This is a genomic window from Flavobacterium chungbukense (assembly GCF_020805785.1).
GTDB lineage: Bacteria > Bacteroidota > Bacteroidia > Flavobacteriales > Flavobacteriaceae > Flavobacterium > Flavobacterium chungbukense.
The window spans coordinates 603,673-619,562 of record NZ_JAJGZV010000002.1; the positions used below are offsets into that span (position 1 = coordinate 603,673).

The following is a 15,890-nucleotide window of genomic DNA, read 5'->3' on the forward strand; positions in this document are numbered from 1 at the left end:
GATATTACAAACTTACGAATTTAGATTTCTGATTTTAGAGTTTAGATTTTAGATTTTTTTTTATTGGGGTGAGATTTTTAACGCAAAGTACGCAAAGGTTTTATTATCAAGTATAACACCCAGCTTGTCACCCTGAGCGAAGTCGAAGGGACGCAAGTAACTCGACAAAGAAATTAACTGTGAGGAATACCTTTGCGTTTCTTCGACTTCGCTCAGGATGACAAAAAAGAGAATAAAACTTTGCGACTCTGCGCCTTTGCGAGATTAAAAAAACTCAGCGGACTTTGCATTAAAATCTCACAGCTATAAAACAAATTAACTTTAAGGAATATCCTTGCGTTCCTTCGACTTCGCTCAGGATGACAAAAATGAAAATAAAGCTTTGAGAACTTTAAAAAGCAAAGCAAACTCAAAAAAAAACTTCGTGAACTTTGCGAAAAACCTTTGCGTACTTTGCGTTAAAAATACTCCCTACAAACTTTACTTTTAAACTTCTAAACTCAAAAAAGCTTTCCCTAAGTTCTTGATTATATCTGAGGCGATAAAAGATTCATAACCGGTTTTGGGTAAAGCAAGATCGGCAGTTAAACCGTGAAGATAAACTCCAAATTTTGAGGCATATTTGGCTTCGTAGCCTTGTGCAAGAAGACTTGTCAGGATTCCGGTTAAGGTATCACCGCTTCCTGCGGTTGCAAGCGCTGCATTTCCTGTAGTATTTTGGTAGACGGAAGTTCTATTAATAATGAATGTTGGAGCGCCCTTCATGACAATAATGACTTTGTATTTTTCCGAAAATGCAATTGTTTTTTGAAATTTCTCAGCTTCTGAATTCCATTTTCCAATCAAACGTTCTAATTCTTTTGGATGAGGTGTCAGAATCGTGTCTTCTGGAACTAATTCTAGCCACGACAAATTTTCTGAAATAATATTTAAGGCATCAGCATCAAGAACTAAAGGTGATTTATTGATTCTTAAGAATTCGAATAAGGCTTTTTGTGTTCCTAGCTCCTTTCCTATTCCTGGTCCGATTCCAATGGCTTGCGGAATTAGCGGTAAATGAATATTCGTAATGAAATTGGTGTTTTCGTCTGTAACTGTCATTACTTCAGGAATAGAGATTTGAAGAATTTGATAACCGCATTTGGGTATAAAAGTCGTTACAAGTCCGCAACCTGATTTTAGGCAGGATTTTGAAGCCAGAACAGCTGCTCCTATTTTGCCATAACTTCCAGCGATAATTACGCCGTGACCTTGTGTTCCTTTATGTGCGTGCTGATTTACGGGTTTGTATATTTTTAGAATTTCTTCTTTTGTGATTAAATATGGAGACTTCATTTGGCTTCTTTACTTGTTGCGGTTAATTTTTAAACACATAGTCCCGACGCTTCGGGATAGCTTTTCTTTGTGGATAAAGGCGTTTCACTTGTTTTTAACAAACATAGCTGATTGTGAGAACGTAACTTTATAAAAGATCATACTTATGATTAAAGTTACAGAAAAAATCGAAGACATAAACGTTTCTTTATAACGATCACCTCTAGCCCTGATAGTAGCGGCATCCTTTTTGTTTTTTCTTTAAAAACAAAAAGATATAGCGGATAGCAGGAAATAGCTCCTAATTATTGCGAAATTTATAATTTATGGTATTCAAATTAGATATTTTTTGAATAGATTTGCAGAACAATTTTATAAAACAACACAATGAAAAATACTGCGCTTACGCACATACATGAAGGTTTAGGAGCAAAAATCCTTCCTTTTGCTGGTTATAACATGCCTATTACTTATGAAGGAGTTAATGCTGAACATGAAACGGTTCGTAATGGTGTGGGCGTTTTTGACGTTTCGCATATGGGTGAATTTTTGTTAACTGGTCCAAATGCGTTGGCTTTGATTCAGAAAGTTACTTCTAACGATGCATCGACGCTAACAATTGGAAGAGCGCAATATTCTTGTCTTCCAAACAATGAAGGAGGAATTGTTGACGATTTGATTATTTATAAAATGAAAGAAGAGCAGTATTTACTAGTTGTAAATGCTTCTAATATTGAAAAAGACTGGAACTGGATTTCTTCGCACAATGATTTGGGTGTTGAAATGAAAAATCTTTCTGATGATTATTCTTTATTGGCAATTCAGGGACCAAAAGCGGTTGAGGCTATGCAGGCTTTAACTTCTGTAAATTTATCTGAAATTGCTTATTATCATTTTGAAGTTGGTGATTTTGCTGGAATTGAGCATGTAATTATTTCTGCTACAGGTTATACTGGTTCTGGAGGATTTGAAATTTATTGTAAAAACGATGAAGTAGAACAAGTTTGGAATAAAGTTTTTGAAGCTGGGGCTTCATACGGAATTAAACCAATTGGTCTTGCGGCTCGTGATACTTTACGTTTAGAAATGGGATTCTGCTTGTACGGAAATGATATTAATGATACGACTTCTCCTCTTGAAGCTGGTTTAGGTTGGATTACGAAATTTACTAAAGATTTTACAAATTCTGAAGCGCTTAAAAAACAAAAAGAAGCTGGTGTTACTAGAAAATTAGTTGCTTTTGAAATGCAAGAGCGTGCGGTGCCAAGACACGATTATGAAATTGTGGATGGTTCTGGAGAAGTTATCGGAATTGTTACTTCTGGAACAATGTCACCTTCTATGAATAAAGGAATTGGTTTAGGATATGTAACTGTTGCAAATAGCGCTGTCGACAGTGATATTTTTATCCGAATCAGAAAAAATGATGTAGCGGCTAAAGTGGTGAAATTACCTTTTTACAAAAAGTAATTTTTTAACTAATATATTTTCAACTAAAGCATTACCTTAAAAAGTAATGCTTTTTTCGTTTAAAAGTCTCTATTTTGATATTTGTCGTTTCAACGGAAAAAACTTTTGGTTGTCGATATTTCAATTAAAATAAGTTATTTTCTAAAAAAATTAGTGTAACTTTAATCATAAACATTGAATTTCCGTTTATGAAAAAGATTTCACTACTCCTTTTTTTGCTGACATCAACTTTCATTTTTGGTCAGAACAGTGCAGAAACTTGTGAAATATTAAACAAAATAAATGCTCTTGTTCAGGCGGAACATTTTAGACCAAAACCTGTTGATGACAGCTTATCGGTTTTCGTTTTTGATAACCTCATTAACGAATTAGATCCTTCGCGCAATATTTTACTAAAAAGTGAATACGATGAATTGGCTCAAAAATATCGCTATAATTTAGATGATTTAATTCTAAAAAATGATTGCAGTTTTCTTAACAATATCAAAGCAACTTATGTTAATGGCCTTTTACGAACTAAAAAAGTGTTAGAAAAAATTCAGACACAACCAATTGATTACGCGAAAAAAGACACCATTCGCTTTTATAAAAAATCTTTTGCCTTTTATCTTAAAAAAGAAGATATAGAAAAAGTCTGGATTAAAAAATTACGTTATCAAATATTAGATGATATCGCCGAAATGAGCGACAATTTAGATTCTTTAAAAACCAATTTTAAATCTGTTGAAGCAATTTCTAAAAATAAGATTCTGACCAATGAGATTTGCCGTTTTAACACTTTAATTGATAGCAATACTAAACAGGAAGAAAAATTATATAATTTCTTCTGCACTTATTTTGATCCGCATACTGTCTATTTTAGTGATGATTCCAAAAACAGTTTTATGGCTTCTTTATCTAAAGAACATTTGTCACTGGGAATGACTGTGAATTTGAATGAAAAGAATGAAATCATCATTGACGAAGTTGATCCGAAAGGTCCTGCGTACCAAACTGGACAAGTAAAAAAAGGAGATCAGATTATTTCCATTTCCAATCAAAAAGAAACGTTACAGGTTTCTTGTGCTTCGTTAGAGTCCATCTCAACCATGATTTTATCGGAAACTAACAAACACATCACGCTGACTTTAAAGCGCAATTCAGGAAAGAGTTTTGATGTTTATATTGAAAAACAAGTCATGAAAGACGAAGAAAATTCAGTTTTCAGTTTTATGATTGGTAAGGAAAGTAAAATTGGATACATCAAAATTCCTAGTTTTTATGCCGATTTAGATGGAAATAGTCAAAAAGGCTGTGCTGATGACGTCGCCCGCGAAGTGATAAAATTGGAAAGAGATAACATGAATGGGCTTGTTATTGACTTAATTGACAATGGCGGCGGTTCGATGGAGGAAGCCATAAAACTGGCAGGAATGTTTGTAGACTCTGGACCTATATCTATTGTAGTTGACAATAAAAAAGACAAAGCAGTTATTAACGACCCTATTAAAGGCGTAATTTATAGAGGACCAATTGTTGTTTTAGTCAATAGCAATACGGCTTCTGCGAGTGAGTTTTTCGCTTCTACCATGCAAGATTACAATCGAGCTTTATTATTAGGGAGCACAACACTCGGAAAAGCCACCATGCAGACTATTCTTCCGCTTGATGAGCAAAATACTGATTTCTTAAAAATTACAATTAATAAATTTTATAGAATTACAGGAAAAAGCCATCAATATCTTGGTGTAAAACCAGACGTCGTTCTGCCTGAATTTTACGAAGATATTTATCAAAAAGAAGCTGATTTTTCAACAGCAATGAAAAACGACACTATCGAACCATTCTTGAAATATAAAACATATGTAAAACGAAATCTGATTGATAAAATCGCAAAAAACAGCACTGCAAGACTTTCTGATAATTATTTCTTTAGTAACATCAAGAAAATTAATCTTAAAATAGATCAGCTTATAAATACTCCAAAATCTGAAATTCCGATGACATTAGATGCTATTTTTAAACAGAAAAAAACTTTTGATGCACTTTGGACAGAGATTAATACTTTTAATGATGAAAATAATCCGTTAGATGTTTACAATTCTAGTGTTAATCAGTTCTTATTAGGCGCCTATCCAACAGACAAAACGATTAATCAATATCAAATGGACAATCTTAAAACAAATCCGTATTTAAATGAAGCCGTAAATATTATCAATGAATTTAATGGTGGGGCTAAATAAATTTGTTTCAAGTTTCAAGTTTAATCACAAAGTTAGCCAAGATTTACGCTAAGAAGTTTTTAAGTTAATTTAAAAAATAAAAGAGTTCGCAAAGCTTTATTCATTTAGCTTTGCGAACTTTTTTTTATAAGCGTAGTCTTAAATAAAAGCCTTTGCTCCCGATAGCTATCGGGATTGCAGTTAAAATCAGTGCAAGCCATTCAACCTGAAACTTGAAACAAAATAAAACAATAAAAAAGAGCAATTTTGTTTTTGGAAAAATAAGGAATAACCGTATTTTTGCATCACAAAACTAATAATTAGAAATGGGAAGAGCGTTCGAATTTAGAAAAGGAAGAAAAATGAAACGTTGGTCTGCAATGGCCAAAACATTTACCAGAATCGGTAAAGACATCGTTATGGCTGTTAAAGAAGGCGGACCAAACCCAGATGCCAATTCTAGATTAAGAGCTGTAATACAAAATGCGAAAGCTGCCAACATGCCAAAAGACAATGTGGAGCGCGCTATTAAAAATGCAAGTAATAAAGATACTGCCAATTATAAAGAGATTTTATTTGAAGGATATGCTCCTCACGGAATTGCAATCTTAATAGAAACAGCATCGGATAACAATAACAGAACTGTAGCTAATATTCGTAGTTACTTTAACAAATGTAACGGAACAATGGGAACTCAAGGTTCTGTTGAGTTTATGTTTGATCATACTTGTAACTTCAGAATTGCCAACAATGGACTTGATGCTGAAGAATTAGAATTAGAATTAATTGATTTTGGTGCCGAAGAAGTTTTTGAAGACGAAGACGGAATCTTAATCTATGCTCCTTTCGGAAGTTTTGGTGCTATCCAAAAAGAATTAGAAAACAGAGGATTAGAGATTTTATCTTCTGGTTTTGAGCGTATTCCACAAATCACAAAAGAATTAACTGAAGCACAAATTGCAGATGTTGAAAAATTAATCGAGAAAATCGAAGAAGATGATGACGTTATGAACGTTTATCATACGATGCAAGAATCTTAATTGTTTCTTTTATAAAATACCTAAAAGCTCTAGAATTTTCTGGAGCTTTTTTTGTTTTACGGAACTTTAACTTTTTCAATTCAAATAAAAATCTATATTTGCCAATATCAGAAATAAACAAATTTAAATCTACCATTATGCAATCATCAAAATTTATGAAATTTGCGGTAATAGCCCTTGTAATCTTATTTATTGTTATCAGTGTTATTAGCTAAAAAATAAAAAAGCCTTCTACTCGAAGGCTTTCTTATTATAATGTTTTTATTAACTAAATTAACCTCTATATTTGTTGACACATAATCTTTAAACCTACTAAATTGAAGACATCAAAATACCCAAAACTTGCAGTAACAATAATCATTGCTACATTCGTAACGCTTAGTTCCTTAAGTTGCAGTACGCATGTGCACACCCAACCTGCTCCAGGAAAAAAAATTCCGCCAGGACAAGCCAAAAAAATGAATGGTGACAAAAGCGCCAAAGCTTATGCTCCTGGACAGCAAAAAAAACGATAAATAAAAAAAGCCTTCTGGATTCAGAAGGCTTTTTTGTTAAAGTAAAAATTATTTTTTCGCACCAGAATTCGTTATTTTAATCAAATAAGTTCCGTCTGGCAAATCACCAATATTAATTGTATTTGTTTCTAATATTCTTTTTCCTTCTGAATAAACTTCAATATTTTTAGCTGCAGTATTAGTTTCCACTGAAGATGCAACAATGGGTGCTTGCGCTTTTGACGAAGTAACAGCCACTTTTTTTGGTACACTTGTAACTTGGGTAGTTTGTGCTGTTGCAATAGTTGGTTTAGAGCTATTGTATGCTTCCAGCACTTGCTCATCAGTCATTGCTACGCCATATAATTTAAAATCGTCAATGTCTGCATTTATACTAGTTGAAGTATTTAATTTTCCAAGACTTAAAATATAACCTTTTGCAGAACGCTGAATTCCCTCCACAGCTTTTAGCAATTCGCCATTACGATAAATTTTTGAAACATTTCCATCATAAGTCACACTATACATGTACCAAGTTTCTTTTACAAGAGGTACAGAGACTACTAGATTATTCGCATCTCCCCAGCCAATCAAACTTAAATCAGAAAGACCTGAAGCTACAGGTTGCTGTATCAGTCCAAAATATTGCCCGTTTACAGGTGCTCCATAATTAAAAATATAATTAGCGGCATTTACAGTATTGAATTTTACCCAAACAGAAATTGTTTTTGGCTTGTTTGATTGCGGAAGCTCACCTACAACAGCTTGAATCGCTTTATTAGTCAATCTCAAAGCGCCTTTAGGAATTCCGTTCCGGTCATTTACAAAGGTAGGCGTACCTAAAAACGAAATTGAATTATCTGCACTATTTAAATTTCCATTGAAATTAAATTCCTGTATAGGATTTTGTGCATTCGCATTTAAAAAACTTACAAACATTAACGTGAGTAATATTTTTTTCATATTTATAGCTTTTATCAGAATAACTGGAGTTAACAGCAAATAGTACAGAATGAAAATTTTAAACAATCAATATTTACACATCAATTTTTCCTTTTACAATTTTCATAATTTTTGTTAAATCTATAATTTTAATTCAACATCAACAAATAATTCCTACAAATAAATAATGAATTCTCACAAAAATCATTTCACAAGCTTTATAACGATGTTGAGTATTATTTTCATTGTTTAATAAAAAGAAGTTGTAAGAAAATCTTCGATACCCATTTAAGATAAAAATAGATAAACAATAAAAGTCTTCCAGTAATCTAGAAGACTTTTATTTACTATTTCAAAAAAATTAATTGCTTGCGCAATAAAAAACTAATATTTAAAAAAATTAAGTAAAGCCTTTATTTAGATGTAATTTTTTTAGATGGACTACTACTTACTTTTAATAAATAAGTCCCCTCTGGAAGATCATTGATATTCATAGCATTACCTCCCACTATTTTTTGTCCTTGTGAATAAATCTCTACACTTTTTGTTGTATTAACATCGCTTGAAGTTATTATGGTTCCATTTCCAGGTTTAACAACTTTTCCTTTTACAACTGTGGCTTTTGTTTGCTCAACAGGTGCTGTAGCAACCGAAAGAACAGGTTTTTCATTTTCGTACAAGTCCTTTACCTGCTCTGGCGTCATGGCGAAATCATAAATTTTCAAATCATCGACATCAGCATTAATTCCGATTGTGGTATTGATTTCTCCTAATCTAAAAACAGAACCATTTGTAGATCGAGTCATTCCTTCTAGATACTTTAGCAACTTCCCGTCGCGATATATTTTTGATGTAACACCTTCATATGTAATCGTATAATTGTACCAAACATATTTTTCAAGCGGTGTAGATACAATAACATCATTAGAAGCTCCCCATGCTGCCAAACTCAAATCTGAATTAGAAGAAGCTGTTCCTTGTTGCAATAAACCGCAGTATTGTGCATTATAAGCATTTCCATAACCCCAAATATAATTGGCATTAGTAATGTCATTAAATTTAACCCAAATACTAATTGTTCTTGCTGCCCTTCCTTGAGGAATATTATCAATTACAGCTTCTAAAGCTTTATTGTTTAATCGTTGAGCACCTTTTACAACTCCAGACCTATCGGTTACGAAATTGTCGGTTCCCATAAATGAGATCGTGTTTGCGGTATTATTTAAAGTACCGTTAAAGTTAAATTCTTGAATTGGTGTTTGCGCATTAACATTCAAATAACATACAAACAATAGTGTAAGTAGTAATTTTTTCATAGTAGTAAGATTTTGGGATTAAACACTCATGTTATTGTAACACAGTGCTAAACTATACTATTATGAATTTTAACGAAAAAAATTCCGACAACTTGCCAAAATACTCGTTAAAACAACGAATTTTAAATATTTCGGTCGGTGAAATACATTTTGCTACTTTATTTTAATATTATTAAAATTATAAGTTTAATTTAATCAGATTAATAATTTCTTACGTATTAATACGGTAAATTTATAATATGTTTAATATCGAAAAATACAGTAAATTTAACAATACTGGAATAAAAATAAAAAACTCCATCCGAAATACGAATGGAGTTTTTAATATTTAAAAAAGCAGATGTCTACTTTACAAATTCAATTTTTTGAGCTTCTTCTTCGTTAACACTATCAAAGAAACCTTGTTCGTTCATCCAGTCATCACTAAATACTTTACTCATATAACGAGAACCGTGATCTGGAAAAATAGCAATAATATTACTATCCTTTGTAAATTCACCTTCTTCAGCGTATTGTTTAATAGCCTGCATTACAGCTCCTGAAGTATACCCAACAAATAAACCTTCTTTACGAGTGATCTCTCTAGCAGAGTGAGCACTTTCTTCGTCGGTTACTTTCATGAATTTATCAATAATATCAAAATCTGTAGCAGATGGAATTAAGTTTTTACCTAAACCTTCAATACGATAAGGGTAAATTTCTTTGCTGTCAAATTCTTTTGTTTCGTGGTATTTTTTCAATACAGAACCAAAAGCATCGACTCCTAGAATTCTGATATTTGGATTTTTTTCTTTTAAGAATTTTGCAGTTCCCGAGATGGTTCCTCCTGTTCCACTGCAAGCAATTAAGTGCGTAATTTGTCCTTTTGTTTGTTCCCAAATTTCTGGACCAGTAGTGTTATAGTGCGCATCAATATTTAATTGGTTAAAATATTGATTAATGTAGACCGACCCTTTTGTTTCTTCGTGTAAACGTTTAGCTACATTATAATATGATCTTTCATCATCTGCAGAAACGTGAGCGGGACAGACATACACTTTGGCGCCTAAACTTCTCAACATGTCAATTTTATCTTTGGATGATTTTGAACTTACAGCTAAAATACAATTGTAACCTTTAATAATGCTTACCATTGCCAAACTAAATCCTGTATTACCAGATGTCGTTTCAATAATGGTATCTCCCGGAGAAAGAATTCCTTTTTTCTCGGCTTCTTCAATAATATATAATGCTATTCTATCTTTTGACGAATGACCTGGGTTGAAAGCTTCTACCTTCGCGTAGAAATTTCCTTCTAACTCTTCGGTGATTTTATTTAGCTTAATAAGGGGGGTGTTACCTATTAACTCTAAAACATTATTATAAGCAGTTATTTCTTCTTTCATAAAAAAATAGTTAATCAAAGGCCTTTTTAAATTAACCTTGATAGGTTGCAAATTTAACAAAAAAAATCTAATTAGCTTTTAATTTTTTCTAAATCTAATAAAAAACTAAATTCTTTTGCTAAGTCTTTCAAAGCCTCAAAACGTCCCGAAGCCCCGCCATGACCTGCATCCATGTTAGTGTCTAAAAACAAAAGCTTGTCATTTGTTTTTAAATCTCTCAATTTCGCAACCCATTTAGCTGGCTCCCAATACTGTACCTGCGAATCATGTAATCCGGTAGACACGTACATGTTAGGATATTCCTGCGCTTTTACATTATCGTAAGGTGAATACGACAACATATAATCGTAATACTTTTTGTTATTTGGGTTCCCCCATTCGTCATACTCTCCAGTTGTAAGCGGAATGCTGTCATCCAGCATTGTGGTAATTACATCTACAAAAGGCACCTGAGCGATGACACCATTATATAATTTCGGAGCTTCATTTACAATTACTCCCATTAAAAGTCCTCCGGCAGACCCTCCTTCCGCATATAAATGTTCCGGAGAAGTATACTTCTGGTCTATTACAAATTTAGAGCAATCAATGAAATCTGTAAAGGTATTTTTCTTTTTTAACAGTTTTCCATCTTCATACCATTGTCTTCCTAAATCTTCTCCTCCTCTAATGTGCGCAATCGCATAAACGAATCCGCGGTCAAGAAGTGACAATCTAGTTGATGAAAAATAAGTATCCATTGTTATTCCATACGATCCATATGCGTAAAGCAATAACGGATTTTTACCATTTTTCTCTAATCCTTTTCTGTAAATCATCGATATTGGCACTTTTACACCATCTCTTGCCGTTGCCCAAACTCGCTCCTCTACATAATTGTCTTTATCAAATTTTCCGCCTAAAACCTGTTGCTCCTTCAAGATTTCTTTAGTTCTAGTCTTCATGTTAAAATCAATTACAGAAGATGGCGTTGCTAATGATTGATAACTGTAACGCAAAATATCGGTGTCAAAATCAACATTGGTTGTTGTATATGCATTATATGTTTCGCTGCCAAAAGGAAGATAATAATCTGGCTCTTCATTCCAAGGCATGATACGAATATGATTTAAACCGTTTGAACGTTCTTCTACAACTAAATAATTCTTAAAAATCTCAATATCTTCCAATAAAACATCTTCTCTGTGCGGAATAAGATCTACCCAGTTCTTTTTTGCTGTTTTATTTTCAGGAGTTTTCATCAATTTAAAGTTCGTCGCTTTATCTTTATTTGTTAAAATATAAAACGAATCCTCATAGTGAGAAATACTATATTCTAATCCACGTACACGCGGCTGAAAAATAACAAATTCTCCGTCTGGATCATTAGAATTCAAAATTCTATATTCTGTAGTCAAGGTACTCCCCGAACCAATTACAATATATTTCTTCGACTTTTCTTTGTTTATTGAAACATTAAAAGTATCATCTATTTCATCATAAACTAAAACATCTTTTTCAGAAGCTGTATTAAGCTTATGTCTAAAAACTTTATCTGCTCTTAAGGTTTTTTCATCTTGTCTAACATAAAAAACAGTACTGTTATCATTTGCCCAAACAGAAGAGCCTGTAACATTTTCTATCTTATCTGCTAAAATTTCACCTGTTTCTAAATTTTTAAATTGAATGGTATAAATTCTTCTCCCAACAATATCTACTCCAAAACTCGCGTATTTATTGTCTGGACTGATACTCAAACCTCCTAATTTGAAATAAGCGTGTCCTTTTGCCATTTCATTACAGTTAAAAAGAATTTCTTCCTCTGCAGAAAGACTTCCTTTTTTTCTGGCGAAAATTGGATAATCTTGACCTGTTTCAAAACGCGTAATGTAGAAGTATCCATTGTAAAAATAAGGAACAGAAGAATCATCTTCTTTAATTCTTCCTTTCATTTCTTCGAACAGGTTATCTTTTAAATCTTTTGTATGAGAAGTCATATTTTCATAATAAGCATTCTCTTGATTTAGATAATCAATTACTTCTGAATTTTCTCTATCATTCAACCAAAAGTAGTTGTCAATCCTAGATTCTTTATGTTTTTTTAATGTTTTTGGAATTATTTTAGCCTTTGGAGCCGATATATCATTTTGCATTGATTGAGCATTAATTTTTAAATATGAAGTCGCAAAAATAGTATAAAGCCAACAGAACAAAATTAATTTTTTCATAAAATATTCTATTGAATTAATACAGCAATATACTAATTTTGTCTGAAATAATTTAAAAAATCAACAAAAATGGATTTAATGGGAATGATGGGCAAACTTAAAGAAACCCAACAAAAAATTGAAGATACTAAAAAGCGTTTAGATACTGTTTTAATTGATGAACAAAGCGCTGACGGATTATTAAAAGTAACTATTACTGCTAGCAGAAAAATAAAATCACTTTCTATTGATGATTCTTTATTAGAAGATAAAGAACAATTAGAAGATTATTTAATAGTTACTTTAAACAAAGCAATTGAAAAAGCTACAAATGTAAACGAAAAAGAATTGGACGCTGTGGCAAGAATGGATATGCCGTCTATTCCTGGAATGGATAATTTGTTTAAATAAATTTTAAGGTACTGAGGCTCTAAGGGGCTAAGATCCTAAGTTTTATTTTTTTGACACAAAAAAAGAGGATGTATAACCATCCTCTTTTTTTTAACTTTTATTTACTTCTTTCCTCCTTAGAACCTCAGTACCTTAGAACCTCAGTACCTTAGAAACTTAGAACCCTTCTTCTAAAACTTCGAAAGCGTTTCTAACACATACGTATGCATTACTTCTTTGTAATCCAAATGTGTTACAATACGAAGTTTGTTATGTCCTAAAGAACTTATAAGTATATTTTTTTGTTTTAATTTTTCAATTAATAGTTGGTCGCTGTAACCTTCGGCAAGTGAAAAAATTAAAATATTAGTTTCTACTGGTTCAATTGAGGCAATCCATTGTTTTGTGCTTAAGATTTTTGCAATTTCTTTTGCGCGACGATGATCTTCTGCCAATCTTTCAATATTATGAGCCAACGCATACAATCCTGCAGCCGCTAAATAGCCAACTTGACGCATTCCGCCACCAAGTATCTTTCTGATTCTCAACGCCCTGTGAATATCAGCTTTACTTCCAAGCAATACAGAACCAATTGGAGCTCCCAATCCTTTAGATAAGCAAACTGAAATTGTATCGAAAATAGCACCAAATTCTTTCGGATTCTGCCTTTTTGCTACTAATGCATTCCAAATTCTAGCTCCATCCAAATGAAACTTCAAATTGTTAGCATCACAAACTTTTTTTATTTCTCTTAAATCTTCCAATTCATAACAAGCGCCACCACCCTTATTGGTTGTGTTTTCTACACAAACTAAACTAGTCAATGGACTATGATAAAATTCTGGGTCATTTATTGCTGCCTTAACTTGCGCTGCATTTATCATTCCGCGATTTCCGTCTAATAAACAGCATGAAACCCCGCTGTTAAAAGAAACTCCTCCTCCTTCATAATGATAAACATGCGCATATTTATCAGCAATCAATTGTTCGCCAGGCTGTGTATGAAGTTTAATTGCCGTCTGATTGGCCATAGTTCCAGACGGAAAAAAAAGTCCAGCTTCCATACCAAAAAACTCTGCTGTTCTATTTTCTAATTCAATCACCGTTGGATCCTGTTTGTATACATCATCGCCGACTTGGGCGTTAAACATATACTGCAGCATTTCATAAGTAGGCTTGGTTATGGTATCGCTGATTAAATTTATTTCCATATTCTAAAAACTATATCTTATTTTTGTATGCAAAATTACGTATTACAAATAGTTATTCTGAGCAAGTTTCTGTAAAATTTAACTTGCTAGTTTCTATAGACCAAATTAACGTAATAATTCTAAAAAACATATAAAAACCTATTAATTAATTTATGACAACAGCCGAACAAGTAAAAGGTATTGTGGAGCGCCTTGGTGCGTTGAGGAGGTATCTTTGACGTTGATGCCAAGCTAATCGAAATTGCAAACGAAGAAGAAAAAACTTTTGCACCAGATTTTTGGAACAATGCCAAAGAGGCAGAAATTATTGTAAAAAATCTTCGAAACAAGAAAAAATGGATTGAAGATTACAACAAAGCTATCGAACTTACAGAAGAATTACAGCTGGCTTATGATTTCTACAAAGAAGGCGAACTTTCTGTTGAAGAATTGGACGAACAATACAATGGAGCACAATCTCATATAGAAAACATTGAATTCAAAAACATGCTTTCTGATGAAGGAGATAGTTTAAGTGCCGTTGTACAGATTACCGCTGGAGCTGGCGGAACTGAAAGCTGTGACTGGGCAGGAATGCTAATGCGTATGTACATGATGTGGGGAGAAAGCTATGGTTATAAAATTAAAGAACTTAACTTTCAGGAAGGCGATGTTGCCGGAATAAAAACCGTAACTTTAGAATTTGAAGGAGATTATTCTTTTGGATATCTAAAAGGAGAAAATGGTGTACACCGTCTCGTTCGAATTTCGCCCTTTGACAGTAATGCAAAACGTCATACTTCTTTCGTATCGGTTTACGTTTATCCGCTTGTAGATGATAGTATCGAAATCGACATTAATCCTGCAGATATCGAAATTACGACTTCTCGTTCGAGTGGTGCCGGTGGACAAAACGTAAATAAGGTTGAAACTAAAGTTCAATTGGTGCATAAACCAACTGGAATCCAGATTCAATGTTCTGAAACAAGATCACAACAAGACAATAGACAGCGTGCTATGCAAATGCTTCGTTCTCAATTGTATGAAATTGAATTGAAGAAACAGCAAGCACAACGTGCTGATATTGAAGCTGGAAAAATGAAAATTGAATGGGGCTCGCAGATTCGTAACTACGTAATGCAACCTTATAAATTAGTAAAAGACGTTCGTACAGGTTACGAGACCAGCGATGTTGAAGGCGTAATGAACGGAAATATTGACGCTTTCCTAAAGGCCTATCTAATGATGATGGGACAGAAGGAAGAGGAATAAGTTTACAGTCGCAGTTTCAGTATTCAGGCTTAATAAACGTAATACTGAGACTGTAAACTGCGACTGAATACTGTGACTGAAAACTTAAAAAAATAGTTATGATAAAATGGGCCGATGTAATTCATTTTACAAATAAAGGAAATCCAGCTCCTGAAAAAAGAGTGGAAAAAACAGAGGAAGAATGGAAACAAATTCTGACTCCTGAAGAATTTCAAGTTACACGTTTAAAGGGAACCGAAAGATCATTCAGCTCTGAATTATGCAGTTTGTTCGATCCTGGAATTTATGAATGTAAATGCTGCGGAACGGTGCTTTTTGATGCTAGTGAGAAATTTGAATCAGGAACAGGCTGGCCATCTTTTACACAGCCAATAAAAGAAAATGCCATCGCTTATCATGCGGACAGATCGCACGGAATGGTTCGAGTTGAAGTGGTCTGCAATGTTTGTGATGCGCATTTAGGGCACATTTTCCCTGACGGACCTCAACCAAGTGGTTTACGTTACTGCATCAATGCTGTTTCATTATCAAAAATCAAAGAATAATTTCAAAAAAGCGATTCCTTAAAAAGTGAATCGCTTTTTTTTAATCACCACTGCCTAAATGATTTAACAAAAGAAATGTAAGCTATCACTTAACAATTAAAAATATTTTTTTTGACAATCAAATTTCCATATCATTTTATCCAAA

General features: G+C 33.1%; 13 protein-coding genes. 7 read left to right on the forward strand and 6 right to left on the reverse strand.

Annotated elements, in window-relative coordinates; all coding sequences use genetic code 11:
• Positions 1 to 486: 486 nt before the first annotated feature.
• On the reverse strand, positions 487 to 1,335 hold the full coding sequence (locus LL966_RS07875) for an NAD(P)H-hydrate dehydratase (RefSeq protein WP_229352149.1): 849 nt from the start codon (positions 1,333 to 1,335) through the stop codon (positions 487 to 489).
• A 366-nt stretch (positions 1,336 to 1,701) separates the two neighbouring features.
• Here LL966_RS07875 and gcvT point away from each other — a divergent pair, with 366 nt between their 5' ends.
• From gcvT to LL966_RS07895, 4 genes are all read left to right on the forward strand, one after another.
• A complete protein-coding gene (gcvT, locus tag LL966_RS07880; protein ID WP_229352158.1) occupies positions 1,702 to 2,784 on the forward strand; it encodes a glycine cleavage system aminomethyltransferase GcvT in 1,083 nt (360 codons plus the stop codon).
• Positions 2,785 to 2,972: 188 nt separating this feature from the next.
• Positions 2,973 to 5,006, forward strand: coding sequence for a S41 family peptidase (locus LL966_RS07885; RefSeq protein WP_229352161.1), 2,034 nt, complete (start codon positions 2,973 to 2,975; stop codon positions 5,004 to 5,006).
• Positions 5,007 to 5,311: 305 nt separating this feature from the next.
• Positions 5,312 to 6,025 (forward strand): YebC/PmpR family DNA-binding transcriptional regulator, encoded by a 714-nt coding sequence (locus tag LL966_RS07890; RefSeq protein ID WP_184164613.1) that lies wholly within the window; start codon positions 5,312 to 5,314, stop codon positions 6,023 to 6,025.
• 317 nt (positions 6,026 to 6,342) lie between these two features.
• Positions 6,343 to 6,540 (forward strand): hypothetical protein, encoded by a 198-nt coding sequence (locus LL966_RS07895; protein WP_229352165.1) that lies wholly within the window; start codon positions 6,343 to 6,345, stop codon positions 6,538 to 6,540.
• Between the two features lie 48 nt (positions 6,541 to 6,588).
• On the opposite strand, the gene LL966_RS07900 is transcribed toward LL966_RS07895, so the two are convergent.
• The 4 genes from LL966_RS07900 to LL966_RS07915 all read right to left on the reverse strand — a co-directional run bounded on the left by LL966_RS07900 (position 6,589) and on the right by LL966_RS07915 (position 12,369).
• Positions 6,589 to 7,482, reverse strand: a complete 894-nt coding sequence (locus tag LL966_RS07900; protein ID WP_229352167.1) for a LamG domain-containing protein — start codon at positions 7,480 to 7,482, stop codon at positions 6,589 to 6,591.
• Positions 7,483 to 7,874: 392 nt separating this feature from the next.
• Positions 7,875 to 8,777 (reverse strand): LamG domain-containing protein, encoded by a 903-nt coding sequence (locus LL966_RS07905; RefSeq protein WP_229352169.1) that lies wholly within the window; start codon positions 8,775 to 8,777, stop codon positions 7,875 to 7,877.
• A gap of 344 nt (positions 8,778 to 9,121) precedes the next feature.
• Positions 9,122 to 10,162, reverse strand: a complete 1,041-nt coding sequence (locus LL966_RS07910) for a PLP-dependent cysteine synthase family protein (RefSeq protein WP_184164601.1) — start codon at positions 10,160 to 10,162, stop codon at positions 9,122 to 9,124.
• Positions 10,163 to 10,233: 71 nt separating this feature from the next.
• Positions 10,234 to 12,369, reverse strand: coding sequence for a S9 family peptidase (locus LL966_RS07915; RefSeq protein WP_229352172.1), 2,136 nt, complete (start codon positions 12,367 to 12,369; stop codon positions 10,234 to 10,236).
• Between the two features lie 69 nt (positions 12,370 to 12,438).
• Here LL966_RS07915 and LL966_RS07920 point away from each other — a divergent pair, with 69 nt between their 5' ends.
• Positions 12,439 to 12,759, forward strand: a complete 321-nt coding sequence (locus LL966_RS07920) for a YbaB/EbfC family nucleoid-associated protein (protein ID WP_229352175.1) — start codon at positions 12,439 to 12,441, stop codon at positions 12,757 to 12,759.
• A gap of 170 nt (positions 12,760 to 12,929) precedes the next feature.
• On the opposite strand, the gene LL966_RS07925 is transcribed toward LL966_RS07920, so the two are convergent.
• Positions 12,930 to 13,949, reverse strand: a complete 1,020-nt coding sequence (locus LL966_RS07925) for a threonine aldolase family protein (protein WP_229352177.1) — start codon at positions 13,947 to 13,949, stop codon at positions 12,930 to 12,932.
• A 152-nt stretch (positions 13,950 to 14,101) separates the two neighbouring features.
• Between LL966_RS07925 and prfB the strand changes: the two genes are divergently transcribed.
• Both prfB and msrB read left to right on the forward strand, forming a co-directional pair.
• Positions 14,102 to 15,200 (forward strand): peptide chain release factor 2 gene (gene prfB, locus LL966_RS07930; protein ID WP_229352180.1). Its coding sequence is split into 2 segments (ribosomal slippage): positions 14,102 to 14,164 and positions 14,166 to 15,200, totalling 1,098 coding nucleotides; the frame shifts between segments, so codons are not numbered across the junction.
• Positions 15,201 to 15,298: 98 nt separating this feature from the next.
• The gene (msrB, locus tag LL966_RS07935; protein ID WP_229352190.1) at positions 15,299 to 15,745 is read left to right on the forward strand and encodes a peptide-methionine (R)-S-oxide reductase MsrB; all 447 of its coding nucleotides are present in this window, start codon (positions 15,299 to 15,301) and stop codon (positions 15,743 to 15,745) included.
• The last annotated feature ends 145 nt before the right edge of the window (positions 15,746 to 15,890 follow it).